The sequence below is a fragment of the Methylobacterium sp. 17Sr1-1 genome (assembly GCF_003173775.1).
GTDB lineage: Bacteria > Pseudomonadota > Alphaproteobacteria > Rhizobiales > Beijerinckiaceae > Methylobacterium.
Genome location: NZ_CP029552.1, coordinates 3,654,089 through 3,678,306, shown reverse-complemented (window position 1 = coordinate 3,678,306; position 24,218 = coordinate 3,654,089). Strand labels below are relative to the sequence as shown.

25 protein-coding genes are annotated in these 24,218 nt (G+C 71.1%); 8 read left to right on the top strand and 17 right to left on the bottom strand.

From position 1 onward, the window contains the following. Positions 1–97: 97 nt before the first annotated feature. Complete coding sequence (gene alaS / locus DK412_RS16535) at positions 98–2,761, bottom strand: alanine--tRNA ligase (protein ID WP_109972826.1); 2,664 nt, start codon at positions 2,759–2,761, stop codon at positions 98–100. A 188-nt stretch (positions 2,762–2,949) separates the two neighbouring features. On the opposite strand from alaS, the gene DK412_RS16530 reads away from it, so the two are divergent. Further along, a complete protein-coding gene (locus DK412_RS16530) occupies positions 2,950–3,363 on the top strand; it encodes an MAPEG family protein (protein WP_109972825.1) in 414 nt (137 codons plus the stop codon). 64 nt (positions 3,364–3,427) lie between these two features. Here the strand turns inward: DK412_RS16530 and recA are convergent, their stop codons facing one another. The 10 genes from recA to flgB form a co-directional block, all read right to left on the bottom strand. Then, positions 3,428–4,519, bottom strand: a complete 1,092-nt coding sequence (gene recA, locus DK412_RS16525; protein WP_048449888.1) for a recombinase RecA — start codon at positions 4,517–4,519, stop codon at positions 3,428–3,430. A gap of 111 nt (positions 4,520–4,630) precedes the next feature. Beyond that, positions 4,631–5,077 carry a PIN domain-containing protein gene (locus DK412_RS16520; protein ID WP_162596228.1) on the bottom strand — a complete coding sequence of 149 codons (447 nt, stop codon included), beginning with the start codon at positions 5,075–5,077 and terminating at the stop codon, positions 4,631–4,633. A 20-nt stretch (positions 5,078–5,097) separates the two neighbouring features. Continuing rightward, positions 5,098–5,340: a hypothetical protein gene (locus DK412_RS16515; protein ID WP_109972823.1), complete on the bottom strand. Its 243-nt coding sequence runs from the start codon at positions 5,338–5,340 to the stop codon at positions 5,098–5,100. A gap of 67 nt (positions 5,341–5,407) precedes the next feature. Continuing rightward, complete coding sequence (locus tag DK412_RS16510) at positions 5,408–8,011, bottom strand: response regulator (RefSeq protein WP_109972822.1); 2,604 nt, start codon at positions 8,009–8,011, stop codon at positions 5,408–5,410. Between the two features lie 242 nt (positions 8,012–8,253). Further along, on the bottom strand, positions 8,254–9,318 hold the full coding sequence (gene flhB, locus DK412_RS16505) for a flagellar biosynthesis protein FlhB (protein ID WP_109972821.1): 1,065 nt from the start codon (positions 9,316–9,318) through the stop codon (positions 8,254–8,256). Between the two features lie 4 nt (positions 9,319–9,322). After that, a complete protein-coding gene (gene fliR / locus DK412_RS16500) occupies positions 9,323–10,096 on the bottom strand; it encodes a flagellar biosynthetic protein FliR (protein WP_109972820.1) in 774 nt (257 codons plus the stop codon). Between the two features lie 81 nt (positions 10,097–10,177). Next, a complete protein-coding gene (fliQ, locus tag DK412_RS16495; RefSeq protein ID WP_093566543.1) occupies positions 10,178–10,444 on the bottom strand; it encodes a flagellar biosynthesis protein FliQ in 267 nt (88 codons plus the stop codon). 16 nt (positions 10,445–10,460) lie between these two features. Beyond that, positions 10,461–10,766, bottom strand: a complete 306-nt coding sequence (locus DK412_RS16490; protein ID WP_109972819.1) for a flagellar hook-basal body complex protein FliE — start codon at positions 10,764–10,766, stop codon at positions 10,461–10,463. A 2-nt stretch (positions 10,767–10,768) separates the two neighbouring features. Next, the gene (flgC, locus tag DK412_RS16485) at positions 10,769–11,179 is read right to left on the bottom strand and encodes a flagellar basal body rod protein FlgC (protein ID WP_093566541.1); all 411 of its coding nucleotides are present in this window, start codon (positions 11,177–11,179) and stop codon (positions 10,769–10,771) included. Between the two features lie 87 nt (positions 11,180–11,266). Next, a complete protein-coding gene (flgB, locus tag DK412_RS16480) occupies positions 11,267–11,671 on the bottom strand; it encodes a flagellar basal body rod protein FlgB (RefSeq protein WP_109972818.1) in 405 nt (134 codons plus the stop codon). A gap of 256 nt (positions 11,672–11,927) precedes the next feature. Here flgB and DK412_RS16475 point away from each other — a divergent pair, with 256 nt between their 5' ends. Further along, positions 11,928–13,070, top strand: coding sequence for a hypothetical protein (locus DK412_RS16475; RefSeq protein ID WP_109975313.1), 1,143 nt, complete (start codon positions 11,928–11,930; stop codon positions 13,068–13,070). A gap of 108 nt (positions 13,071–13,178) precedes the next feature. Then, the gene (fliP, locus tag DK412_RS16470) at positions 13,179–13,946 is read left to right on the top strand and encodes a flagellar type III secretion system pore protein FliP (protein WP_109972817.1); all 768 of its coding nucleotides are present in this window, start codon (positions 13,179–13,181) and stop codon (positions 13,944–13,946) included. On the opposite strand, the gene DK412_RS16465 is transcribed toward fliP, so the two are convergent. From DK412_RS16465 to DK412_RS16450, 4 genes are all read right to left on the bottom strand, one after another. Beyond that, a complete protein-coding gene (locus DK412_RS16465; protein ID WP_162596227.1) occupies positions 13,934–14,245 on the bottom strand; it encodes a hypothetical protein in 312 nt (103 codons plus the stop codon). The genes fliP and DK412_RS16465 overlap by 13 nt on opposite strands. 13 nt (positions 14,246–14,258) lie before the next feature. After that, the gene (locus tag DK412_RS16460) at positions 14,259–14,660 is read right to left on the bottom strand and encodes a hypothetical protein (RefSeq protein WP_245446996.1); all 402 of its coding nucleotides are present in this window, start codon (positions 14,658–14,660) and stop codon (positions 14,259–14,261) included. A gap of 221 nt (positions 14,661–14,881) precedes the next feature. Then, positions 14,882–15,211 carry a hypothetical protein gene (locus DK412_RS16455; RefSeq protein WP_245446994.1) on the bottom strand — a complete coding sequence of 110 codons (330 nt, stop codon included), beginning with the start codon at positions 15,209–15,211 and terminating at the stop codon, positions 14,882–14,884. A 54-nt stretch (positions 15,212–15,265) separates the two neighbouring features. Continuing rightward, complete coding sequence (locus tag DK412_RS16450; protein WP_109972815.1) at positions 15,266–16,180, bottom strand: EamA family transporter; 915 nt, start codon at positions 16,178–16,180, stop codon at positions 15,266–15,268. Positions 16,181–16,497: 317 nt separating this feature from the next. Between DK412_RS16450 and DK412_RS16445 the strand changes: the two genes are divergently transcribed. After that, positions 16,498–17,379, top strand: a complete 882-nt coding sequence (locus DK412_RS16445) for a YihY/virulence factor BrkB family protein (protein ID WP_109975310.1) — start codon at positions 16,498–16,500, stop codon at positions 17,377–17,379. A gap of 40 nt (positions 17,380–17,419) precedes the next feature. Here DK412_RS16445 and DK412_RS16440 read toward each other — a convergent pair whose 3' ends face one another. Further along, entirely contained in the window at positions 17,420–19,195 is a 1,776-nt protein-coding gene (locus DK412_RS16440; protein ID WP_109972814.1) for a glucan ABC transporter ATP-binding protein/ permease, read from the bottom strand. 271 nt (positions 19,196–19,466) lie between these two features. Between DK412_RS16440 and DK412_RS16435 the strand changes: the two genes are divergently transcribed. From DK412_RS16435 to DK412_RS16425, 3 genes are all read left to right on the top strand, one after another. Continuing rightward, complete coding sequence (locus DK412_RS16435; protein ID WP_109972813.1) at positions 19,467–20,240, top strand: MotA/TolQ/ExbB proton channel family protein; 774 nt, start codon at positions 19,467–19,469, stop codon at positions 20,238–20,240. Positions 20,241–20,453: 213 nt separating this feature from the next. Beyond that, the gene (locus DK412_RS16430) at positions 20,454–21,284 is read left to right on the top strand and encodes a flagellar motor protein MotB (protein WP_109975309.1); all 831 of its coding nucleotides are present in this window, start codon (positions 20,454–20,456) and stop codon (positions 21,282–21,284) included. 193 nt (positions 21,285–21,477) lie between these two features. Further along, a complete protein-coding gene (locus DK412_RS16425) occupies positions 21,478–22,335 on the top strand; it encodes a GntR family transcriptional regulator (RefSeq protein ID WP_204165386.1) in 858 nt (285 codons plus the stop codon). A gap of 111 nt (positions 22,336–22,446) precedes the next feature. Here DK412_RS16425 and DK412_RS16420 read toward each other — a convergent pair whose 3' ends face one another. After that, a complete protein-coding gene (locus tag DK412_RS16420; protein WP_162596226.1) occupies positions 22,447–22,698 on the bottom strand; it encodes a DUF2848 family protein in 252 nt (83 codons plus the stop codon). Between the two features lie 71 nt (positions 22,699–22,769). Here DK412_RS16420 and DK412_RS16415 point away from each other — a divergent pair, with 71 nt between their 5' ends. Beyond that, on the top strand, positions 22,770–24,083 hold the full coding sequence (locus DK412_RS16415) for an MFS transporter (protein ID WP_109972810.1): 1,314 nt from the start codon (positions 22,770–22,772) through the stop codon (positions 24,081–24,083). Positions 24,084–24,218: the final 135 nt, after the last annotated feature.

Sequence of the window (24,218 nt, the reverse complement as noted above, 5' to 3'; positions counted from 1 at the left end):
TGCATCTTCCGCGTCGCGCAGGTCCGGCCTGCAGCCTTAGAGCATCACGCGTGACGCCTCGATGTCGACACCGGGCGCCCGCGCGGCATCATCCGTCTCAAGCGGCCGCGAGCGCCGCCGTGATCGCCTCGAGGGCGGCCTCGGCCGCCGCGCCGTCGGGACCGCCGGCCTGGGCCATGTCGCGGCGTCCGCCGCCACCCTTGCCGCCGAGCCGCTCCGATCCCGCCCGCACCAGGGCGATGGCGTCGAAGCGGCCGGTCAGGTCCTCGGTCACCCCGACGACGAGGCCGGCCTTGCCGTCCGGCGCCACGCCGACGATCGCCACGATCCCGGAGCCGAGCCGCTTCTTGCCCTCGTCGGCCAGGCTCTTGAGGTCGCGCATCTCGACCCCCTGCACGACGCGTGCCATCAGCTTGGTGCCGGCGACGTCCTGCACGGCGTCCTCGCCCCCGCTGCCGCCCCCGCCCATGGCGAGCTTGCGGCGCGCGTCGGAGAGTTCGCGCTCCATCCGGCGGCGCTCGTCGAGGAGGGCCGCCAGACGCTCGGGCGCCTCGGCGACCGACACCTTGAGCAGGCCCGCGAGCGCCGCGAGCTGGCGGCTCTCGCCGGCGAGGTGGCGGCGGGCGGCGTCGCCGGTCATCGCCTCGATCCGGCGCACACCGGCGCCGACGGCGCTCTCGGCGAGGATCGTGACGACGCCGATATCGCCGGTGCGCCCGACATGCGTGCCGCCGCAGAGCTCGATCGAGAAGGTCTTGGCCCGGCCGTCGGGGGCATGATCGCGGCCCATCGAGACCACCCGGACCTCCTCGCCGTACTTCTCGCCGAACAGCGCGCGGGCGCCCGACGCGATGGCGTCGTCGACCGCCATCAGCTTCGTCACCACGGGCTCGTTCTGGAGCAGCACGCGGTTGGCGATCTCCTCGACCTGCGCCAGTTCGTCGGGCTCGATCGGCTTCGGGTGGCTGATGTCGAAGCGCAGGCGCTCGGGGGCGACGAGCGAGCCCTTCTGGGCGACGTGGTCGCCGAGCACCTGGCGCAGGGCCTCGTGCAGCAGGTGGGTGGCGGAGTGGTTGGCGCGGATCGCCGAGCGGCGGCCGTGATCCACCTTCAGCTCGACCGGCTGGCCGAGGCTCAGGGCCCCCTCCTCCACCGCGACGTGGTGGACGAAGAGATCGCCGAGCTTCTTCTCGGTCGCCGTGACGCGGGCCTTGAGACCCTGGCCGGTGATCGTGCCGGTATCGCCGACCTGGCCGCCGGACTCGCCGTAGAACGGCGTCTGGGTGACGACGAGGAGGCCCTCCTCGCCGGCCGCGATCCCCTCGACCTCGTCGGCGCCGCGCACCAGCGCGGTGACGACCGCCTCGGCCTCCTCGGTGTCGTAGCCGAGGAACTCGGTGGCGCCGGTGCGCTCGCGAAGGGCGTACCACAGGGTCTCGGTGGCCGCCTCGCCGGAACCCGACCAGGCGGCTCGCGCCGCGGCGCGCTGGCGCTCCATCGCGGCCGAGAAGCCGTCGGTGTCGACGGCGATCCCGCGGGACTTGAGCGCGTCCTGCGTCAGGTCGAGGGGGAAGCCGTAGGTGTCGTAGAGGGTGAAGGCGGTCTCGCCCGACAGGCTCTGCCCCTCCGAGAGGTCGCGGGTCTCGGCGTCGAGGATCGAGAGGCCGCGCTCCAGCGTGCGGCGGAAGCGCGTCTCTTCCAGGCGCAGGGTCTCGGCGATCAGGCTCTCGGCCCGCGCGAGCTCGGGGTAGGCCTGGCCCATCTCGCGCACCAGCGTCGGCACCAGGCGATACATCATCGGATCGCGCGAGCCGAGGAGCTGGGCGTGGCGCATGGCCCGGCGCATGATCCGGCGCAGGACGTAGCCGCGGCCCTCGTTGCTCGGCAGCACCCCGTCCGCGACGAGGAAGGACGAGGCGCGCAGGTGGTCGGCGATGACCCGGTAGGAGGCGGTCTGCTTGCCCTCGGGCGCCCGCCCGACCTGATGCGCCACGGCGTCGATGAGGCTGCGGAACAGGTCGGTGTCGTAGTTGCTCTTCACGCCCTGGAGGATCGCCGCCATGCGCTCGAGGCCCATGCCGGTATCGATCGAGGGCCGCGGCAGGTCGACCCGGTTGCCGGGCTCGATCTGCTCGTACTGCATGAACACCAGGTTCCAGAATTCGAGGAAGCGGTCGCCGTCCTCCTCCGGGCTGCCGGGCGGGCCGCCCCACAGCTCCGGGCCCTGGTCGATGAAGATCTCCGAGCACGGCCCGCAAGGACCGGTATCGCCCATCTGCCAGAAATTGTCGGAGGTGCCGATGCGGATGATGCGGTCGTCGGAGAAACCGGCGATCTTGCGCCACAGGGTGGCGGCGTCCTCGTCGTCGGCGTAGACCGTGACCAGGAGCTTCTCGGGCGAGAGCCCGAATTCCTTCGTGACGAGGTTCCAGGCGAGCTCGATCGCCAGCGGCTTGAAATAGTCGCCGAACGAGAAATTGCCCAGCATCTCGAAGAAGGTGTGGTGGCGCGCCGTGTACCCGACATTGTCGAGATCGTTGTGCTTGCCGCCGGCGCGCACGCATTTCTGAGCCGTGACGGCGCGCTGGTAGGGCCGCTTCTCGACGCCGGTGAAGACGTTCTTGAACTGCACCATGCCGGCGTTGGTGAACATCAACGTCGGATCGTTGCGCGGCACCAGCGGCGAGGACGGCACCGCTTCGTGGCCGTGCTTGGCGAAGTAGTCCAGGAAGGTGGACCGGATCTCGTTGACGCCACTCATGGGAAGAATCGTCTCTGCGGAAGGCGGGCCGGGCGGGCGGGCTCAGGACATCGGCGCATCGCGGGCGGCCCGCGGATGCATCCGCGTGTCTTTAGTCACGCGCTCCCCCCGTGTCGAGGCGGGCCCGGGCCGCTATCTGAGCCTGACGCAAGCGCGGCCGCCGGCCCGCCCGGCAGGACCCGTGCCCCATGACCGACGAAATCCGCCTCCTCGCCTTCTCGGCCGCCCTCGGCTTCGTCCACATCGTGGCGGCCTCCGCCTCCGGCCTCGGCCAGCGTGGCGGGCTGACCTGGGCGGCGGGCAACCGCGAGAGCGAGGGCGAGGTCACCGGGGCCGCGGCGCGCCTCCAGCGCGCGTCGAGGAACTTCTTCGAGACCTTCCCGCTCTTCGCCGCCCTGGTGCTGGCCGCGTCGGTCTCAGGGAGGCAGGGCGGCGCGGTGGCCTGGGGCGCCACGCTCTACTTCTGGGCCCGGCTCCTCTACCTGCCGATCTACGGCTTCGGCATTCCGTGGATCCGCACGCCGGTCTGGGGAGTCGCGATCGTCGGCATCGGCTTCGTGTTCGCCGGGCTGTTCGGCTGGGCCGGGCCGGGCGCTCCGTGACGAAAAAGGGCCGCCGCGCTCGTCGCGCGGCGGCCCCGGATATCGCCGGACCCGATCCGTCGGATCAGGCCGATCCCTCGTCGAGGTCGTCGGCCGTCGGCGTCGCGTTCTCGAGGATCTTGTCGGCGACCAATCCCGAATTCTGCCGGATCGAGGCCTCGATCTTGTTGGCGATGTCGGGATTGTCGCGCAGGAAGCCCTTCGAGTTCTCGCGGCCCTGGCCGAGGCGCTGGCTGTCGTAGGAGAACCAGGCACCCGACTTCTCGACGATGCCGGCCTTGACGCCGAGGTCGATCAGCTCGCCGACCTTCGACACGCCCTCGCCGAACATGATGTCGAACTCGACCTGCTTGAACGGCGGCGCCACCTTGTTCTTGACCACCTTGACCCGGACGCTGTTGCCGATCGGCTGGTCGCGGTCCTTGAGGGTCGAGATGCGGCGGATGTCGAGCCGCACCGAGGCGTAGAACTTCAGCGCGTTGCCGCCCGTCGTGGTCTCGGGGCTGCCGTACATCACGCCGATCTTCATCCGGATCTGGTTGATGAAGATGACCATGCAGTTCGAGCGCGAGATCGAGCCGGTGAGCTTGCGCAGGGCCTGGCTCATCAGGCGGGCCTGGAGGCCCGGCTGCTGGTCGCCCATCTCGCCCTCGATCTCGGCCCGCGGGGTCAGCGCGGCCACCGAATCGACCACCAGCACGTCGATGGCGCCGGAGCGCACCAGGGTGTCGGTGATCTCGAGGGCCTGCTCGCCGGTATCGGGCTGCGAGATCAGGAGGTCGTCGAGGTTGACGCCGAGCTTGCGGGCATAGACCGGGTCGAGGGCGTGCTCGGCATCCACGAAGGCGCAGACGCCGCCCTTCTTCTGGGCCTCGGCGATGGTGTGGAGGGCGAGCGTGGTCTTGCCGGAGGATTCCGGCCCGTAGATCTCGATCACGCGCCCGCGCGGCAGGCCGCCGACGCCGAGCGCGATGTCGAGGCCGAGCGAGCCGGTCGAGACGACCTCGACCTCCTGCACCTTGTCGCCCTTGCCGAGCCGCATGATCGAGCCCTTGCCGAAGGCGCGCTCGATCTGGGCGAGGGCGGCGTCGATCGCCTTCGACTTGTCTTTGTCCATGGTCGGGTTTTCCACCAGTCGCATCTGGGGCTGAGCCATCTCGGCGGGTCCTTATGGCAGGAGGGGCGGCAAGTCTCAATCGCGCGGCTGGGTTTTATGTACTCGTTTTGTTCTCAATCGGCAAGGGCGGATGGGAAAATCGCCGGGGGATTAGGACGCATCGAGGGAGCGCAGCAGGTTGGCGTTCGACCAGGACGGCCAGCCGGTCCCGGCGAAGTCGCGGTCGTGGCTCCAGATGTCGGCATCTAGCAGCCAGGCGCAGGCGAGGAAGTGGGCGTCGCTGGTCGAGCCGTTGCGGAAGGCGACGGCGTGAGAGAGGACGTGCGTGGCCTCGGGCAAAGACTTGGCATAGGCCGCCGCCTCAACGATCGCGAGATCGCGCAGAATCGCTTCTGTCTGCGCCGTCATCGTCTCGCGCACGCCCTTCAGGTCGTGGAGCACGCCTAGGGCCTCTTCGACGGATCGGACCGATGTGACGAGTTCTCTCCGCGCCCGAATGATCTCGAAGGCGGGGCGGGATCGTCGCCCCAGGGCGACGCTCAGGATGATGTTGGTATCGACGACGATGATCGGAGACGGAGGACGGGGCGCTCTCACGGAGACGATCGATCAGATCGTCACTCGGCGCCGCGCTCGGCCAGTAGCCGATCGATCACGGCGTTCTCCTCTGGTGTCCGACGCGCCGCCGCCGCATCGATGTCGGCCAGCACCTTGCGCATGTATTCCGGAGGCACGCGATGAAGCGGTAGCAGGATGCCGACGGTCTGGGTGCCGTTCTTGATCGGCACGGCATGCGGCAGCGCCTGGATGGCGCCAGCCGACATCTTCTGGAGTTCGCGCATGCTGATCGCGCTCTTCATGGCCGCCTCCTCGTTACATACATGGATGTAAGCCCGGAGGGTGGCGGCCACAAGGATGCGGGGCCCTTCACCCCGCCATCGTGGTCTTCACCGTCTCGACGAGCTGCTTGAGGCTGAAGGGCTTGGGCAGGAAATTGAACTCCTCGCCGTCGGGCAGGTTCTTGCGGAACGCGTCCTCGGCGTAGCCGGAGACGAAGATCACCTTCAGGGCCGGGTGGGTCTTGCGGAGTTCGCGCAGCAGGGTCGGGCCGTCCATCTCGGGCATCACCACATCGGAGACGACGAGGTCGACCGGCACGTCGCGCTCCTGCATGATCTGAAGCGCCTCGAGGCCGGAGGCCGCCTCGAGCACGGTGTAACCCTTCGCGGTGAGCGCCCGGCCATTGACGGCGCGGACCGGGTCCTCGTCCTCGACGAGCAGGATCGTGCCGACGCCGGTGAGGTCGCGGGCCGGCGCCTTCGCGGGCTCCGCCGCGGGCGCGGGTGCGGCCGCCGCCGGGGCGGCGCCGGGCGTGGGCGGGGCGATCTCGGGCAGCGTCTCCGGCGCCTCCACCTCCGGCACCGGCACGTGGCGCGGCAGGTAGATGGCGAAGACCGTGCCCTGGCCGACGGTCGAGCGCACGTCGATGTAGCCGCCGGACTGCTTGACGATGCCGAACACCGTCGAGAGGCCGAGGCCCGTGCCCTTGTTGACCTCCTTCGTGGTGAAGAACGGCTCGAAGATCTTCTCCATCACCTCCGGCGTCATGCCGGTGCCGGTGTCGCTGACCTCGATCAGCACGTGGTCGGCGCCCGGCAGGCCGTTGAGGCGCAACGCCCCCACGGCCTCCGCGGTCATGTTGGCGGTGCGGATCAGGAGGCGCCCGCCCTCCGGCATCGCGTCGCGGGCATTGACCGCGAGGTTCACGATCACCTGCTCGAACTGGTTGACGTCGGCCTTGACCGGCCAGAGGTCGCGGCCGTGTTTCAGGTCGAGCTCGACCCGCTCGCCGAGCAGGCGCTTCAGCAGCAGGGTGAGGTCGGAGAGCGCCTCGCCGAGATGGATCACCTCCGGCCGCAGGGTCTGGCGGCGCGAGAAGGCCAGCAGCTGCCGCACCAGGCTCGCGGCCCGGTTGGCGTTCTGCTTGATCTGCATGATGTCCTGGAAGGCCGGGTCGGTCGGCCGGTGGCTCGCCAGCAACAGGTCCGAGTAGCCGATGATCGCCTGCAGCACGTTGTTGAAGTCGTGCGCGATGCCGCCGGCGAGCTGGCCGACCATCTCCATCTTCTGGGCCTGGTTGACCTGCTGCTGGAGCTGGTGCTGGGCCGTGGTGTCGAGGGCGTAGAGGATGACCGCGCCCTCGGCGCCGCCGGCGCTGCCGGCCGGGCTGAGCCAGATCCGGGCCGAGCGGTTGACCGGCGCCGAGACCCCGACCTCGACCGGCGGCACGTCGCCCCGCCCCTCCGCCGCGGCGCGCGCCGCCGCGTCGATCACGTGGCGGTCGCGCTCGACGATGAAATCGCGCACCGGGGGACCGGCCTCGGAGCCGTCGCCGGTGCGCGGCAGGGTGCCGAACAGGCGCGCGAACGAGGCGTTGGCGCGCACCAGCCCCCCGTCGGCGGCGAGCGTGGCGACCGCCACCGGGCTGGTGTTGAAGAACCGGTCGAAGCGCAGCTCGGCCGCCTGCTGGGGATCGTCGCTCTCCTCGCCGGCGGAACGGTTGAGCACGAGGGTGCGCGAATCGCCCGGCCTGCCGTCCTGGCCGTAGGCCACGCGGTGGTAGAGCCGGGCCGAGAGCGGGTGGCCGTTGCGCCGGCGCAGATCGAGGTCGAAGCGGTCGGTGCGGACCTCGCCGGGCTGGCCGTTGCCGCCGATCAGCACCGGCCCGAGGTCGTCGGGCAGGATCTCGGACAGGCGCAGGCCCCCCGAGCCGACCTGCGCCAGGTCGTGGCCGAGCCAGGCGGCGAGCGTCGCGTTCATGTAGACGACCGAGCCCTTGGGATCGACCGCCATGAATCCCGCCGGCGCGTGGTCGAGGTAGTCGATCGCGTGCTGGAGCTCCTGGAAGACGTTCTCCTGGCGCTCGCGCTCGTGGGTGATGTCGGCGACGCTCCACAGGGAGACGGGGCGGCGCGGCAGCGGCAGCGGCCGCACGCCGATGCGGAACCACGCGAAGTCGCGCTCCGCCGCGCCGCCCGGCGGGGGCGCCATGCGGATCTCCTCGGACAGGGAGCGGCCCTCGCGCGCAGCCTGCGCCAGGCGGTAGACCGCCTCCGACACCTCCGGCGAGCCGACGAAGACCCGCTCCACGGGGCGCAGGTTGGTGAAGGTGTCGCTGCCGGCGAGCTTCAGGTAGGCGGCGTTGGCGTAGATCGGCCGGCCGCCCTCCTCCATGGCGATCATGCCGTCGGGGGCGGCGTCGACCACCGCCTTGGTGACGTCGTTGCGGGTGCCCTGGCCGGTGAGCTGGATCGCCCCGATGGCGAAGGCGAACAGGCAGAACACGCCCGCCATGGCGAGCAGCGCGAGCAGGCCGAGGATGATCGGCTGCGCCTGCTCGTTGGCGACGAAGCTCAGGCCCACCGCCGCGCCGACGAGCAGGCCGGCGAGCAACAGGAGCAGGCTGACCCGGCCGGGCCGCTCGGAGCGGTCGAGGGCGGCCTCCGCCGCGGATGAGCTCAACTCCGGCATGTCGCCTCGACACTCCCCACGGGCCGGACTTCGCGTTCGGGCCCCGATCCTGTCACGGCCATCGGCCGGTCTCCCGCGTTCCCTAGCAGGCGCGGCGTTTCCGTGGAATGAACCCGGTTCGTTCCGGGCGCGGATCCGCCGGATCAGTGCCCCGCGCGACACTCCCGCCGCCAGAGCGTTGTCCGACGAAGTGGAGACCGGTTCGTCGTAGAAAACGCGGCAAAGTCAAAGATCTGGAGCGCTCAGTGCCGCCGGCGCAGGCGCAGCACGTAGCCGATCACCTCGGCCACGGCGCGATAATGCTCAGGGGGCACCGCGGCGTCGATCTCGACGGTGGCGTGGAGCGCGCGCGCCAGCGGCGGGTTCTCGACCACCGGCACGCCGTGCTCGCGCGCCACCTCGCGGATGCGCAACGCCAGCGCGTCGACGCCCTTGGCGACGCAGACCGGCGCGGCCATCCCGGCCTCGTAGCGGAGCGCCACCGCGTAGTGGGTCGGGTTGGTGACGATCACGCTCGCGCTCGGCACCGCCGCCATCATGCGCTTCTTGACCCGCTGCATGCGGATCTGGCGCAGGCGGCCCTTCACCTCCGGGTTGCCGTCCTGCTCCTTCAGCTCCTCCTTGAGCTCCTGCTTCGACATCCGCAGGCGCGCCCGCCAGCGGAAGCGCTGGTAGACCGCGTCGCCGAGGGTGACGACGACGTAGGCCGCCAGCACCGCGCCCATCAGCCGCAGGCACAAGGTCAGGGTGGCCTGGAGCACCCCTTGCGGCTCGAGCTGCGCGAAGGCCTCGAGCCGGTCGCGGTCGCCCCACAGGACGAGGCCGGCGGCGACGCCGACGAGCAGGATCTTGACGACGCCCTTGCCGAACTGGAACCACGCCTCCGGGCCGAATAACCGCTTGGCGCCGGCCATTGGCGAGACGCGGGACCATTTCGGTGCGAGCGTCTCGGTGGTCCAGACCAGGGGGTGCTGGAACAGGCCGCCGACGAGGCCCGCCGCCGCCACGGCCCCCATCGGCACCGCGAGGGCGACGAGCCCGGCGACGAGGGCCCGGCGGCCGAAGGCGAGGTAGCCGGCGGGATCGGACGGCACCTCGTGCAGGTGGGCGAGCAGGCCGCGCAGGTCGGCGAGCAGGCCGCGGGCGAGGGGCGCGGCGGCGATCATCAGCACCAGCGTGAAGGCGCCGAACATCAGGAAGGTGTTGACCTCCTGGCTGGTGGCGACGTCGCCGCGCTTGATCGCGTCGTCCAGGCGTCGCTGGGTCGGGTCTTCGGTGCGGTCTTCCTGGTCGGCCTGCTCCGACATCCCCTCACGCCCTCCCGAGATCGGCCAGGAAGCGGCCGAGATCGTCGACGAACACCCCCATGACGACCCCGATCGTGGCCAGGAAGACCAGCATGCCGATCAGGATCGAGGCCGGGGTCGCGACGAAGAACACCTGCATCTGCGGCATCAGGCGCGACAGCACGCCGAGGCCGAGGTTGAACAGGATGCCGAAGGCGATGAACGGCGCCGAGATCTGCACCGCCAGGGTGAAGCCGCGGGTCACCGCCTGGACCGCGAAGGCGGCGGCGTCGCCTGTGGCCGGCATGCCGACCGGCGGCATCAGGGCGTAGGAATCGCGGATGCCGGCGAGCGCCAGGTGGTGCAGGTCGGCGGCGAGCACCAGGGTCAGGCCGAGCAGGCTCAGGAAACTGCCGAGCGTCGCCTGCTGGTTGCCGAGCGACGGATCGACCGTCATCGCGTAGGCGAGGCCGAGCTGCTGGGCGATGATGGTGCCGGCGGTCTGGAGTGCGGCGATCACCGCCCGCACGCTCAGGCCCAGCACCAGCCCGACCGCGATCTCGCCGATCAGCACCCCGATCAGCGCCGTGCCGGCGCCGCCGGGCTCGGGGCCCGCGCCCCCCGGCAGCAGCGGGCGGGCGACCGGAAACAGCACGAGCGAGAGCAGCACCGCGAAGGCGAGGCGCAGGCGCGGGCTGACCATCGCCTCGCCGATGCCCGGCATCAGCATCACCAGCGTGCCGACCCGCGCGAAGGTGAGAAGGTAGGCCGAGGCGAGGCCGGGCAGGAGGAGGTTCACGGCGAGAGGTTCACGGCCGGCGATCCGGGGGTTGGCGATCGGACGTCTTGGCCGGACTTCTTGGCCGGAATCCGCGCCCGCTCAACCCCCCGTGGCGATCCGCGCGGCGATCCGGGTCATGTAGCCGGCGAGCGCGTCGCCCATGAAGGGCAGCATCAGCATCATCGCGGCCAGCACCGCGACGATCTTGGGCACGTAGATCAGGGTCTGCTCCTGGATCTGGGTCAGGGCCTGGAACAGCGACACCGCCAGGCCGACGACCAGGGCGACGACCATCGGGGGGCCGGCGACCTTCAGGAAGGTGACGATGCCGTCGCGCGCGACGTCGAGGATGGCGAGGCCGGTCATCGGCGGAGACGAATCCTTAAATCTGCATCCGCATGATGTCCTCGTAGGCCGAGATCACCCGGTCGCGCACCGCCACCAGGGTCTGGAGCGCGGTCTCGCTCTCGGCCACCGCGGTCACCACGTCGACGACGTTGGCCTTGCCGCCGGCGACCGCGAGCGCCTGCTCGTCGGCGCGCTTGCCGGCCTCCGCCACCCCGTCGAAGGCGGAGGACAGGAGCTGGGTGAAGCCGCCCTCCCCCGCGCCGGCCACGCCGGAGGCGGGCGTGCGGGCCATGTTCTGGATCGCCGCGTAGGCGCCGGCGGCGAAAGCGTTGCTGGTCATGGTCAGGCCTTCAGGATGTCGATGGTGCGCGACACCATCCGGTTGGTGAGCGTGACCATGTTGAGGTTCGCTTCGTAGGAGCGCTGGGCCTCGCGCATGTCGACGGTCTCGACGAGGACGTTGACGTTGGGCATCCGCACCGTGCCGTTGGCGTCGGCGGCGGGGTTGCCCGGGTCCTGCTTGGAGCGGAACGGCCCCTGGTCGCGGCGCACGCGCCCGAGATCCACCACCGAGGCGTCGAGCTCGCGGTCGACGTGGTTGGTGAAGGTCGGGATCTTGCGCCGGTAGGGCTCGGCGGCGGCGCTGGCCGGCGCCGAATCCGCGTTGGCGATGTTCTCCGAGATCACCCGCATCCGGCCCGACTGGACCTTGAGCCCGGAGGCCGCGATGCCGATCGCCTTGTTGAAATCCATGGAACCCACCTCGGGTCGGGCTGACGACGGAAACGGGGGACGGCCGGTCGTGGCGGACCGGCGACGGCGGCGACGGAGGCGGGCGGCTTACTTGCCGACCGCGGTCCGCAGGGTCTGCAGGCTCTTGCGGTAGAGCAGGCTGGCGAGCTGGTAGTCGCCCTGGTTGTCGGCGGCCTTCAGCATCTCGTCCTCGAGGCTCACCGCGTTCCCGCTCGGCATCATCTCGAAGCGCGTGCCGGTCCGCTCCTCGGCCGGCGAGGCCTGGCCGGTGCCGGCGAGGTGCACGAGGCTCGTGCGCTCCAGGCCGACGCCCGGCAGGCCGGCGGCGGCGAGACTGCCGTCGGGACGGAAGCGCGGCGCCTTGAGCTCGCGCGCCCGGAAGCCGGGCGTGTCGGCATTGGCGACGTTCTCCGCCAGGACCTTCTGGCGCGTCTGCTGCCACTGCATCCGGTTGCGCAACATCGCGACGAGGGGGAGATCGGTGACCGACACAGGCGGGCCTTCCGGGTTTCGACCGGCACAATCTGCCTAGCGCATGGTTAAAACCTGGTTAAGACGATGCCTGTCCGCGGGTCCCGCGCGGCTGTTCCGCAACGCCTCTCAAAGCTGTTAACGATATGTAAACGTCCCCTGCGCAGGCCGGCCACAGCCGTGCTAGAAGGCTCCCCATCGTCGGCGTACCCCGCGTGCGCCTCATCTGAGAGACCGCGCTTTGCTCTCCTCGATCCTCGGGACGGACGGTTCGCCCTTGCTCTCCTACCTGATCGTCTTCCTGATCATGGTCGTGCTCCTCAGCCTGTTCGCTTTCGGGGCGAAACGGTTCGCCCGGGGGCGCCTCACCCTGGGAGGCAATGGCGCAACCAGCCGCAGCCGGCAGCCGCGGCTCGGCATCGTCGACATCTACGAGCTGGATCGCCAGCGCCAGCTGATCCTGTTGCGGCGCGACAACACCGAGCACCTGCTGCTGGTCGGCGGTCCCAACGACGTGGTGGTGGAGCGCAACATCGTGCGCGCCGGCGCCGCCCGGGTCTCGGCGGAGCTGGCCGACCGCCCGGAGCCGGAGGCCGAGGCCCCGCTCCCCCTGCCGGCCGGCACCGAGCCGGCGCCGCTGCCCCCGCCCTTCCCCGAGCCGGAGCTGCCGCGGCCGTCCGCGCCGGAGCCGGAGCGGGTCGCCGCCACCTTCGCGCCGGGCCCGCGGCCGGACATCCCGATGCCGGATCCCGGGCCCGAGCCGTCGCGGCCGGCCTCGCGCTTCAACGCCTCGCGCCGGGTCGAGCCGCCGAGCCTGCGTGCCGCCCGCCAGACGCCGCCGCCCCTCGAAGTACCGCCCGCCGAGCCGCCCCCGTTCACGGCACCCGTGCCGCCGGTGGTGCCGGTTCCCCCGCCGATGCCGGAGCCGGCCCTGCCGCCCGAGCCGGCACCCGCCCCGGCCGGCACCCGCGGGGCCGAGCCCCGCAACGTCGACGCGGCGATCCTGAACGACATGGCCCGCCAGCTCGAGGAGGCCCTGCGCCGTCCCTCCTCGGCGGTGGCGCCGGCCCGCCCGGCCGCTCCGGTGGCGAGCCCGCCGCCGGAGCCGGTCGCGGTGCCGCCCGTGCCCGAACCGGCCCTACCGCCGCCTCCGCCGGAGCCAGAACCCGAACCGGAGCCCGCGCCGCCGGAGCCACCGCTTCCGCTGCCCGAGCCGCCGCCCCCGCCGCCCGAGCCCGAACCGGCCCCGCCGCCTCCGCCGGAGCCCGAGCCCATCCCGGAGCCGCCTCCCCCTCCTCCTCCGCCGCCGGAGGAACCGGCCCCGGCCGCGAAGCCGGCCTCGGTCCAGAATCCCTTCTCGGTCGAGGAGATCGAGGCCGAGTTCGCCCGCCTCCTCGGCCGGCCGCTCGACAAGCGCTGACGCCCTGCGTCCGGGCTGTTGCACCGGAACCGCGCCCGCCCGCCCTCGCAGGGGTGCGGCGGGCGCGGCGCTTGCGGGCCGCACCGGCGCGGCCCAGGGTGCGCCGCCATGGCGCCCCCTCGTTCCCGCTCCCTCCCGATTCCCCGTCTCGCGACGCTCTGCCGCGCGGCCCTGGCCCTGCTGCTCCTGTCGGGCGGAACGGCCGTGGCGCAGAGCCTGACCGTCGATCTCGGCCCGAGCGGCGGCGTCACCGAGCGAGCCCTGCAGCTCGTCGCCCTCATCACCGTGCTGGCGCTGGCGCCCTCGGTCCTGGTGATGGCGACCTCGTTCACCCGCATCGTGGTGGTGCTGTCGATCCTGCGCTCGGCGCTCGGCACCCAGACGGCGCCGCCGAACGCGGTGATCGTCAGCCTGTCGCTGTTCCTCACCGCCTTCGTGATGGCGCCGACGGCGCGGGAGGCCTACCGCACCGGCATCGAGCCGCTGCTCGCCGGGCAGATCCAGCAGACCCAGGCCTTCGAGCGGGCGAGCCAGCCGTTCAAGGCGTTCATGCTGCGCAGCGTGCGCGAGAAGGACCTGCGGCTGTTCCTCGACCTCGCCCGGGCCGGCACGCCGGCGACGCCGGAGGCGGTGGGCCTCGAGGTGCTGACTCCCGCCTTCATGATCTCGGAACTGCGCCGGGCCTTCGAGATCGGCTTCCTCTTGTTCATCCCGTTCCTGATCATCGACCTCGTGGTCGCGTCGATCCTGATGTCGGTCGGCATGATGATGCTGCCGCCCGCCACCGTGGCGCTGCCGTTCAAGCTGATCTTCTTCGTGCTGGTCGACGGCTGGACCCTGGTCGCCGGCTCCCTGGTGCAGAGCTACGGCAGCTGATCCGCCGCGATCCGGTCGGCCCGGCCGCCGCGCGGCACGAGCCGCAGGGCTTCGCCGGCGAGGTGGGCCGGCACGCCGCGGCGGATCAGCCGGTCGCGGCGGGCCCGGCGCGCCAGGAAGGCGGCCCGCGCCTCCGCCGCGTCGAGGAGCGGCCGCGCCCAGGCCTCGAACCAGGCGCTCTGCAGCGCGAGGCCAAGGAGGACGACCTCGCAGGCAAGGACCCGGCCGGCCGCCGCGACCCGTCGCGCCTGCTCGTCGAGGGCGGGCACGGGGTGCGGAGCAGCGGGCGGCACGGTCACCGGGACGGCACGGTCACCGCAGGACGGCGTCTGGACCCGCGCCCTCGCGGCCCGGCCGCACGGCCTCGATCACGTGAGGCTCGGGCAGTTGCGCATCGGGACTCTCCTGGGCGGCGGCCACCGCGATCCCCGTTCGCTCCGGAGCGGCGTCCACCGGATTGTATGGCCGGTTGTAGCAACGGCAGATCGCGCGCCAGAACGCCGCACGCTCCTCGGGCGCGAAACGGCGCAAGCAGTCGTCGAGGGCGTTCTGCCCGGCGCGCGCGAGGTGCGCGCGCACATCCTCGTCGAGCCGGTCGGGCTGGGCCGGCGTCGCGAGGTCGATCGGGCGCAGGTCGGGGTCGGGCAGGATCGACGGAGGCGGCGCGAGATCGCGGGCTGGTGCGATCGCATCGGGCACGGACGGCTCGGGCACGGCTCTGCTCCCTGGCGGTATTCCACGAGAACTCTAACGCTGCGATGCCCCGCTTCGATCCAGGGCGATCGTCAGAGCCCGTAGCCTGCAACCGTCGGAGCCTGCTCGTGTTGGCCGGCCGAAATCGAACCCCGTACGTCATCCGGGGTTCTCGCCTTCGGCGATCACCGGGACGACGCGGAGGGATATCGGCGTCCGTGCCGGATCGATCGGGCGGGCTCTCACGGCTCCGGAAAGTACGGCGGCGGGATGTTGTAGATCGGCAGGTTGGTGTTGCGCGGCAGCCAGGCGTGGAAGACCGTGCCGTCTGTCTCGCCGTAGGAGACCGGCTGGACCGGGGCGACGGAGACAAGCGGAGGCCCGGGCCGGCGATGATGCCGGCGGACGTGCCGCACGGCCGGCCGGTGCGGCGCGTCCCTGACGCGCAGCCGGGCATGACCGACGGGCACCGGGCGATACGCCTCGGGCTCGCCATCCGCCGCAGCGGGCGCCAAACCCGCGAGCACCAAGCCCGCGGCGAGCACCGGGATCATCAGGGCGTGGCGCAGCATGCGGGCGGGTCTCCGAGGCGCCGCCAGCCTAAAGCCCCGAATCCCACCAGGGGCTTAACCGCGGCTCGCGATCGCCACACCCACGACCGCCACCACCATGCCGAGGAGCTGGACCGGCGCCAGGGTCTCGCCGAACAACCCGAACGCCATCGCGGCCGAGACCGGCGGGACGAGGTAGAACAGGGCGGCGACGCCCGCCACCGCGCCGCGGCGGATCAGCCCGAGCAGGATCAGGATGCCGCCGACCGACAGGCCGAACACCGCCCAGGCGAGGCCGAGGAGCAGCGGCGCCGAGAAGTCGAATTCTCCCCGCTCGGTCAGGAGCGCCAGCGGCAGGGTGAGCAGCACGGCGCCGACGAACTGCGCCGCGGCGTTGGTGCGCAGGTCGACGGCGGCGGCCGTGCGCTTCTGCCACAGGGTGCCGAGGGTGATGGCGATGGTGCCGCAGAAGCAGACGCCGAGAGCCTCCGGCGGGATGCCGCCGGCGGCCCCGGCCGCTCCGATCCTCGGCGCCAGCACCAGCCCGGCGCCGACGAGGCCGACCGCGATGCCGAGCCAGCGCAGCCCCGAGACCCGCTCGCCGAGGAGCGGCCCGGCCACCGCGGCGGTCAGGAGCGGCTGCAGGCTCGCCACCAGGGCGGCGATGCCGGCCGGCAGTCCGCGATGCACCGCCCAGAACACCGCGTCGAGGTAGAGGCCGTGGATCAGGATGCCGGCCACCATCGCGTCGCGCCAGCCGCGCCAGCCCCGGGGCCATTGGGCACCCACCGCGAGGGCGATCCCCGTCAGGACGATCGCGGTGAGGCCGAAGCGCACGGCCAGGAAGGTCAGCGGCTCCGCATGCGGCGCGATCAGCCGCGCGACGACGAAGCCCGTGGCCCAGATCAGGACGAACAGGCCCGGCGCCAAGCGGGCCGGCCAAGATACCTCGGGGATGGATGCATCGAACAGGGGCAGGAGGCGGCTCATGATGCCTGCGCAACGAGCACGAGCGCGGCCGTTCTGCAACCGGCACCTTGGCCGCATCGCCCCGCCCCCGGCGCGGGCCTCGGGGTGGACGCGGCCGCCGTGCCCGGAAGGACGCGGGGAGCGGATTTCTGGCCGCCCGGCTTTCCAGGACGGGGGAGCGCGCTCTACCTGAGGCAACGAGCCCGCCGGCGACAGTACGCCTGCCGGAGAGGAAGGCCCGCCGGGCGAGCGGTCTGACGGCAATCGCGAGATCCGCCGGAAGCCGGAAGACCGGAGGGCTTCATGACGTCGTCCAGCCCGAGAGCCCGCGCGCCGTGATCCGTCCCCGCACCGCCCTGGAGATCGCCGCGATCGCGGCGCAGCGCTTCGTCGCCCATGACGGCTGGGCGATCGCCAGCCACATCGCGCTCTCGCTCCTGACCTCGCTGTTTCCGTTCCTGATCCTGCTCACGGCCCTCGCCAGCGTGTTCGGCACCAAGTCGCTCGCCGACGAGGCCGGCAACCTCCTGTTCGAGATCTGGCCGAGCGAGGTGGCGGGGCCGATCGCCGGGGAGGTCCACCGGGTGCTGACCGAGCAGCGCGGCGGCCTCCTGACGCTCGGCGCGGTGCTGGCGCTGTACTTCTCGTCGAGCGGGGTCGAGAGCCTGCGGGTCGGGCTCAACCGGGCCTACGGGCTGCGCGAGATGCGGCCGTGGTGGCTGACCCGGCTCGAATCGATCGGCTACGTCATCTGTGCCGCCTTCGCGATGCTGGCCTTCACCTTCCTCGTCGTGCTCGGGCCCCTGGTCTGGCGCGGGCTGGTGCTGGTGGCGCCGGGGCTGGAGCCGCTCGGCCTGACGATCGCGGTCGGGCGGGTGACGGTGACGGTGCTGCTGGTGGCGGGCGTGCTGGTGATCGCCCACAAGTTCATCGCCGCCGGGCGCCGGCCGGTCACGATGGTGCTGCCCGGCATCGCCGTGACCCTGGGGCTGTGGGTGCTGGCGGGCCTCGGCTTCGGGATGTACCTCGACCGGTTCTCGAGCGCCTACGTCTCGACCTACGGGGGCCTGGCGACCGCGATGGTGTTCCTGGTCTTCGTCTACTGGCTCGCCGCGATGTTCCTGTTCGGCGGCGAGATCAACGGCACGGTGATCGCCGCCCGCCGCAGGAGGCTCCAGGCAAGGGCGCAGACCCGGCGGGACACGGTGAAGCTGATGTGAGGCGACGGGGCGGGCTCATGCGCCCGCCCCTCGATCGTGCTCACGCCGCCATCGCGTAATCCGGCTCCGGCGCGGGCGCCATGAACTGGGCCCGGGCGAGCTCGGCGAAGCGGCCGCCCTCGGCCACCAGCTCGTCGAAGGTGCCGCTCTCGACGATCCGCCCCTCGTGGAAGACCAGGATGCGGTCGGCGTCGCGGATCGTCGACAGGCGGTGGGCGATCACGAACGTGGTGCGCCCCTCCATCACGGCTTCAAGCGCGCCCTGGAGCTTGCGCTCGGTGGCGGCGTCGAGGGCGCTCGTCGCCTCGTCGAGGATCAGGACCGGCGGGTTCTTGAGCAGCGCCCGGGCGATCGAGAGCCGCTGGCGCTCGCCGCCGGAGAGCGAGCGGCCGCGCTCGCCGATGACCGTGTCGAGCCCGTCGGGCTGGCGCGCCATGAACTCCGAGGCCTGGGCCCGCTCCAGCGCGTCGAGCATCTCGGCGTCGGTGGCGTCGGGCCGGCCGACCTGGAGGTTCTCGCGGATCGAGCGGGCAAACAGCATCGGCTCCTGGAACACCACGCCGATGTTGTGACGCAAGGACGAGAGGCCGATATCGCGAAGATCCTCGCCGTCGATGCGGATCGTGCCGGAATCGGGGTCGAAGGCGCGGTGCAGGAGCCCCAGCGTCGTCGACTTGCCCGAGCCCGTGGTGCCGACGAGGGCCACGGTCTCGCCGGCCCGCGCCGTGAACGACACCCCGTCGAGGGCCGGGCGGCGGCCGTCATAGGAGAAGCGCACGTCCTCGAAGGAGACGTCGCCGTCGAGCCGCGCCACCGCCCTGGCGCCGGGCCGGTCGTGGACGGCCGGCACGGTGTCCAGGATCTCGAAGAATTCCTGCATCTTCGGCGCCTGCAGGAAGACGCCGTTGACGAAGGCGACGACCTGGTCGAGCCGGGCGACCAGCATGGTGGCGAGGCTCATGAACGAGACCACGTCGCCGACCGTCGCCATCCCGTGGCCGTGCAGCACGATGCCGGTGACGAAGATCGCCGTCATGGTCAGGGTCGCCGAGGCGCGGGTGGCGACGGAGGCCAGCGCCCACCACGACAGGACCGGGATCTGGGCCGCCAGAAGGTCGCGGATGATGCCGTGCATCGCCTCCTTCTCGGCCTTGGCGCGGGTGAAGGACTGGATCACCGCGACGTTGCCGAGCGCGTCCGAGGCATGCGCCGCGAGGCCCGAATGATACGCCTCGACCTTGCCCTGGAGCGACTCGGTGCGGCGCAGCACGAAGGTGGTGAGCGTGGTGAACACCACCATCAGGGCGACCAGGATCGAGCCGAGCTGCCAGTTGAGGAACAGCGTCAGCGGCAGGAGCACGACGAGGGAGACGAGCGCGGCGCAATGGTCGCGGAAGAAGCCGAGCCAGGTGGCGGCCATGCCGCTCGTGCCCTCCAGCATCGCCTTCAGCACCCGGCCGGAATGGTTGGCGGAGTGGAAGGCGAGCGGCAGGTCGAGGACGTGCTCGAAGTAGTTCGCCATCGCCGAGAGCCGGCTGCGATGGGCGAGCCGGTCGGCGTGGAGCGCGATCAGCACGCCGGCGCCGATCGAGAACAGCCCGAACGCCACCCAGGCGCCGACGAGGAGAAGCAGGCTCGACGTGCCGGCGCCGCCGGCCGGCAGGTGGGTGAGGCGGTCAATGATGCGGCCGAACAGCACCGGCTCGGCGAAGGCCGCCACCGCGAGCGCGACGTTCGCGGCGGCCAGAAGCGCCCCGAGGCGCAGATCGGGCCCGAGCTGGCCCATGACCCGAACGTAGAGCCTGATCAACCGCATCGACGGTGAACCCTGATGAGATGCCCTTGTGACGCGGCCCGGACGCTTGCCCGCCGCCTGCCCCGCGCGCGGCCTGTTTGGCGGCCGTTCGATCGCATGGTCGTCTCTATGACAGATCCTCGCTGAACGGCGCATGACGGCGAGGGCCCGGGGCAGCGGCATTTTTACCGTTCGTTGACCCTGTTCGCCGTAACCTCCGGGCCAGGACACACGCGACCGTCCGGTGCCGCGACCGGGGCCGCGCGACGGCGCATGAAGGGGCCGAGCTCAGATGGATATCGCAACCGGCGCCGGCCTCGTCGGCGGCATCGCGGTCGTGTTCGTGCTCATCATGATCGACGGCGGCAACTTCGCCGCCTATTTCGACAAGCACGCGGTCATCGTGATTTTCGGCGGCGCCACCGCCGCCACCATGCTGCGCTTCCCGTTCTCGGTCATCGTCCACGGCGTGCCGATGGGCCTGCGCTACGCCTTCAACATGCGGGCGATCCGGCCGCGCGAGCTGATCGACGAGATCACCAAGATCGCCGACGTGGTGAAGCGCCAGGGCCCGATGGCGATCGAGAACCTCGAGATCTCGGACCCGTTCCTGGCGCAGGGCGTGCGCTACATCGCCGACGGCTACGACCGCGAGTTCATCCGCGACACGATGGAGCGCGACCGCGACAACTTCCTGATGCACCTCGACGAGGGCTCGAAGGTGTACCGCGCCTTCGGCGACTGCGCCCCGGCCTGGGGCATGATCGGCACGATTCTCGGCATGGTGACGATGTTCGCCAACATGTCCGACCCCTCGAAGCTCGGCCCCGCCATGGCGACCGCGCTGCTGGCGACCCTCTACGGCGCGCTGATCGCCAACATGATCACCCTGCCGATCGCCGACAAGCTGCACGTCAAGCTCGAGGAGGAGGACGTCTCGCGCACGCTCATCATCGACGGGGTGCTGCTGATCCGCGACGCCAAGAGCGCCTCGCTGGTGCGCGAGATGCTGATCGCCTACCTGCCGCACAACCACCGTGAAGAACTGGCCGCCGAGGCGGCCTGATGCACCGTGAAGAACTGGCCGCTGAGGCGGCCTGATGCACCGTGAAGAACTGGCCGCCGAGGCGGCCTGATGCACCGTGAAGAACTGGCCGCTGAGGCGGCCTGATGCACCGTGAAGAACTGGCCGCTGAGGCGGCCTGATGCACCGTGAGGAAATGGCCGCCGAGGCGGCGTGAGCGAACTCCGGCGCGAGCGCTTCGAGGAGACCTGGGCGGTGGCTAGAAAGAAGCGCGGGGCCCATGGCGGCCACGGCTGGTTCGTGACCTTCGCGGACCTGATGGCGCTGTTGATGAGCTTCTTCGTCATGATCGCGGCCTACTCGACGCAGGATCAGAAGAAGCTCCAGGCGGTGGCCGGCTCGATGCGCGACGCCTTCGGCAACAACCGCGAGTCGCGCTTCAACGGCATCATCGAGAAGGCCGGCCTGCCGGGCGCGACCCGGCCGCGCGACACCCGCGACGTCGCGCCCGAGAAGGCGACCGACCGGCCCGAGCCGCCCAGCCCCGACGAGGTGCTGCCCGACGGGACCCAGCGCAATTCCTACAAGGACGGGTTCGGCCTCGCCGTGACGTCCCTGCGCCAGGCCCTGCAGGACCTGCCGGAGATCGCCGAGCTGTCGAAGAGCATCGTGATCGAGGTGACGGCGCGGGGCCTCGACATCTCCCTCGTCGACCAGGACAACCGCTCGATGTTCCCGGAGGGCTCGACCCGGCCGAACGACCGCACGCGCCAGGTGCTGGAGCGGATCGTCCCCACCTTGCGCCGCCTGCCCAACCGCATCGCGGTGACCGGCTACACCGCCGCCGACCGCCCCGGCCGCCGCGCCGCCGCGCCGCCCTGGGAGCTCTCCGCCGGCCGCGCGGTCAGCGTGCGCGAGATCCTGGCCGGCAGCGGCCTGTCCGCCGACCGCTTCGCCGCCGTCTCCGGCAAGGCCGACACCGAGCCGCTGTTTCCCGACAACCCCTACCTGCCGGCCAACCGCCGGGTGACGGTGACGCTGCTCAACGAGGCGCCGCCGACGCCACGGGGGGTGGGGTTCCCTTAGCGCCCGACCGGACCGTGCCCTGCTGTGCCTCGCGGCGGAACCTCCGCGGCTGCCCCGGCAGGCCTCCCGGAACTCGCGGCGCGGATACAGGCCAAGGGAACCGGGCGCCGGATCCTGAGCGCCGGTCCTGACGACTCGGACTCGCGTCCCCGCGCCGATCCCGCAGGTATCGGGCCGGAATTTTCTGGTACACGTGGTCCGGTCGCGCTGCGCGCCGCCGCAGGGCCGGCGCCGTCGCATTGCCGGATTTTCGGGAGGTCGGCCGGTTGCGGAGCGCTGGAGCATCATCCGATCGCGCTGCCGCCGGACGATGCTCCGGGTTTTCGGTCTTGCCGCATACCGTCGACGAACCGGTCTCCACTTCGTCGGACCATGCTCCGGGCATCCGAATCTGATCATGAACGAGCCAATCAAAACAAAGAAAATCTCGGGCCGCGACAGGGCTTATAGTTACGTCAGAAACATCATCTTGTCCGATCCCGAGACGGCCGGGACGTTCCTGAACGAACAGGAGCTCGCGGACCGGATCGGGGTCTCGCGGACCCCGGTGCGGGAAGCCCTGTTCATGCTCGCGACCGAGAACCTGCTGCAACTGGTTCCCAACCGCGGGGCACTCGTGATCCCGCCGAGCCCGGACGAGATCCGGCAGGTCATGCAGGCCCGCGAGATGATCGAGGTCTGGTCGGTTCGCCACCGCGTCGCCGACCATGCGAGGATCGCAGCCACGCTCGAGGCGCGGGTGCAGGCTCAGCGTGACCTGCCGAACGACGCCGAATTCGAGACGTTCATCGAGCTCGACCGCCAGTTCCACCTCGACCTGATCCGGTTCTCCGGCAATCCCGTCCTCAGCCAGATGTACGAGGTTCTCCAGGCGCGCCACATCACCTTGGGGATCAAGGCCATGAAGCGCAGCGCCGAGCGGCTGGCGCAGGTTCTCGCGGAGCATCAGGCCATCGTGGACGCCCTCGCCGCCGGCGACCTCGACCGGATCGAGGCGGCGATCCGGGCCCATCTCGACATGACCTTCCGGTCGCTGGTCCTTCCGGTCTGATCCGCCGGCGTCCGGAAGTGACGCGGTTTTCGGCATCGACGTCGCGGGCGGTCCCCCGCGGGGGCGGCCCCGCCGCGAGACCGGGGCGGAGACGCCGGTCGTGGCCTATTCTCACGCGGCCGGCCGAACCTCGATGGAATCGGCGACGCGGCTGAGACGGCCCTGGCCGTCCGCCATCTCGACCCGCCAGCCCTCCGCGACCTGATCGACGCCCTCGATCATGCCGATGATGCCGCTCATCACCAGGGTGCCCGGACGCAGCAGGCCCGCCCCGCGCAAGCGCTCGATCCAGTTGCGCGGCGGCAGGAGGCGGGACGCACCTGCCTCGTTCCGTGCCCAATAATTAGGCGACCGTGGCGCCAATGAGGTCTCGAACCCTGCGCACTCGCGTTGTATACAACATGCATATCAAAGTGGAAAGGAAGCTTCGTTCCATGCAAGCCACCGCCGCCACCGCCGCGGACCAGAAGAACGGCCTCAGGAGAGCCTTCGTCGCAAGTCTCGCCGGGACATCGCTCGAGTGGTACGACTTCGCTGTCTACGGCGTTGCGGCCGCGCTCGTCTTCGGTCAATTGTTCTTCCCGGTCGACGATGCTCTGACCGGCACCCTGAAGGCGTTCGGCACCTACGCCGTCGGCTACATCTCGCGACCGCTCGGGGGCATCGTCTTCGGCCGCCTCGGCGACGTCGTCGGCCGCAAGAAGGTCCTGATCTGGACGCTCCTCCTGATCGGCGTCGCGACCTTCTTCATCGGCTTCCTGCCCTCCTACGCGACGGCGGGCTATGTCGGCCCGGTCCTGCTGGTGCTGCTGCGCTTCGCCCAGGGCGTCGGCGTGGGCGGCGAGTGGGGCGGCGCGGTGCTGCTGACCAGCGAGTTCTCGAAGCCCGAGGAGCGCGGCTTCTGGGCCTCGGCCGCGCAGGTCGGCCCGCCGCTGGGGACGCTCATGGCCAACGGCGTGCTCGCGGTGATCGCCGGCGTCCTGACCAACGAGCAGTTCCTCGACTGGGGCTGGCGGCTCGCCTTCTTCCTCTCGGCCGTGCTGGTGATCTTCGGGCTGTGGATCCGCCACCACCTGGAGGAGACGCCGGTCTTCAAGCTCGTCGAGGAGCGCGGCGACCGGCCGACGGCGCCGGTGACCGACGTGTTCCGGACGCAGACCCGCGCCCTGATCGCCGCGATCCTGTGCCGGGTCGGCCCGGACGTGCTCTACGGCATGTTCGCGGTGTTCGTGCTCACCTTCGCGACGACCCAGCTCAAGATGCCGCGCAGCGAGGCGATCACGGCCGTCATGGTGGCCTCGGCCATCCAGGTGCTGACGATCCCCTTCGCCGGCTACCTGTCCGACCGGTTCAGCCGCAAGCTGGTCTACGGCGCGGGGGCGGTCGGCGGCGGCATCTGGATCTTCGTGTTCTTCACCATGATGACCCAGGCGAGCTTCCCGCTGCTGATGCTGGGCGTCATCGTCGGCCTGTTCTGCCACTCGCTCATGTACGGCCCCCAGGCGGCCTTCATCGCGGAGCAGTTCCAGGCGCGGCTTCGCTACACCGGCAGCTCGCTTGCCTACACCTTCGCCGGCATCATCGGCGGCGCCGTGGCACCGCTGGTCTTCACCTGGCTGCTCTCGGGCGATCCGAGCGGGACGGGCATCGCCATCTACGTGGCGGTGGCGGCCTGCATCACCCTCGTGGGCCTCGCCATGGGCAAGGCGGTCAAGGACGACCTCGACGAAGCCGCGCTCAAGGCCTGAGACGGCAAGTCCGAGACACCGTCTGGCTGTCTCACAGTCTTTCCACCCTCCGCGTCATTCCGGGCTCCGCTGCGCGGCCCCGTGATGACGCGGCGTGTGATCAGTCTGTAGAGGCCGTTCAAACAGGCTCTGAGA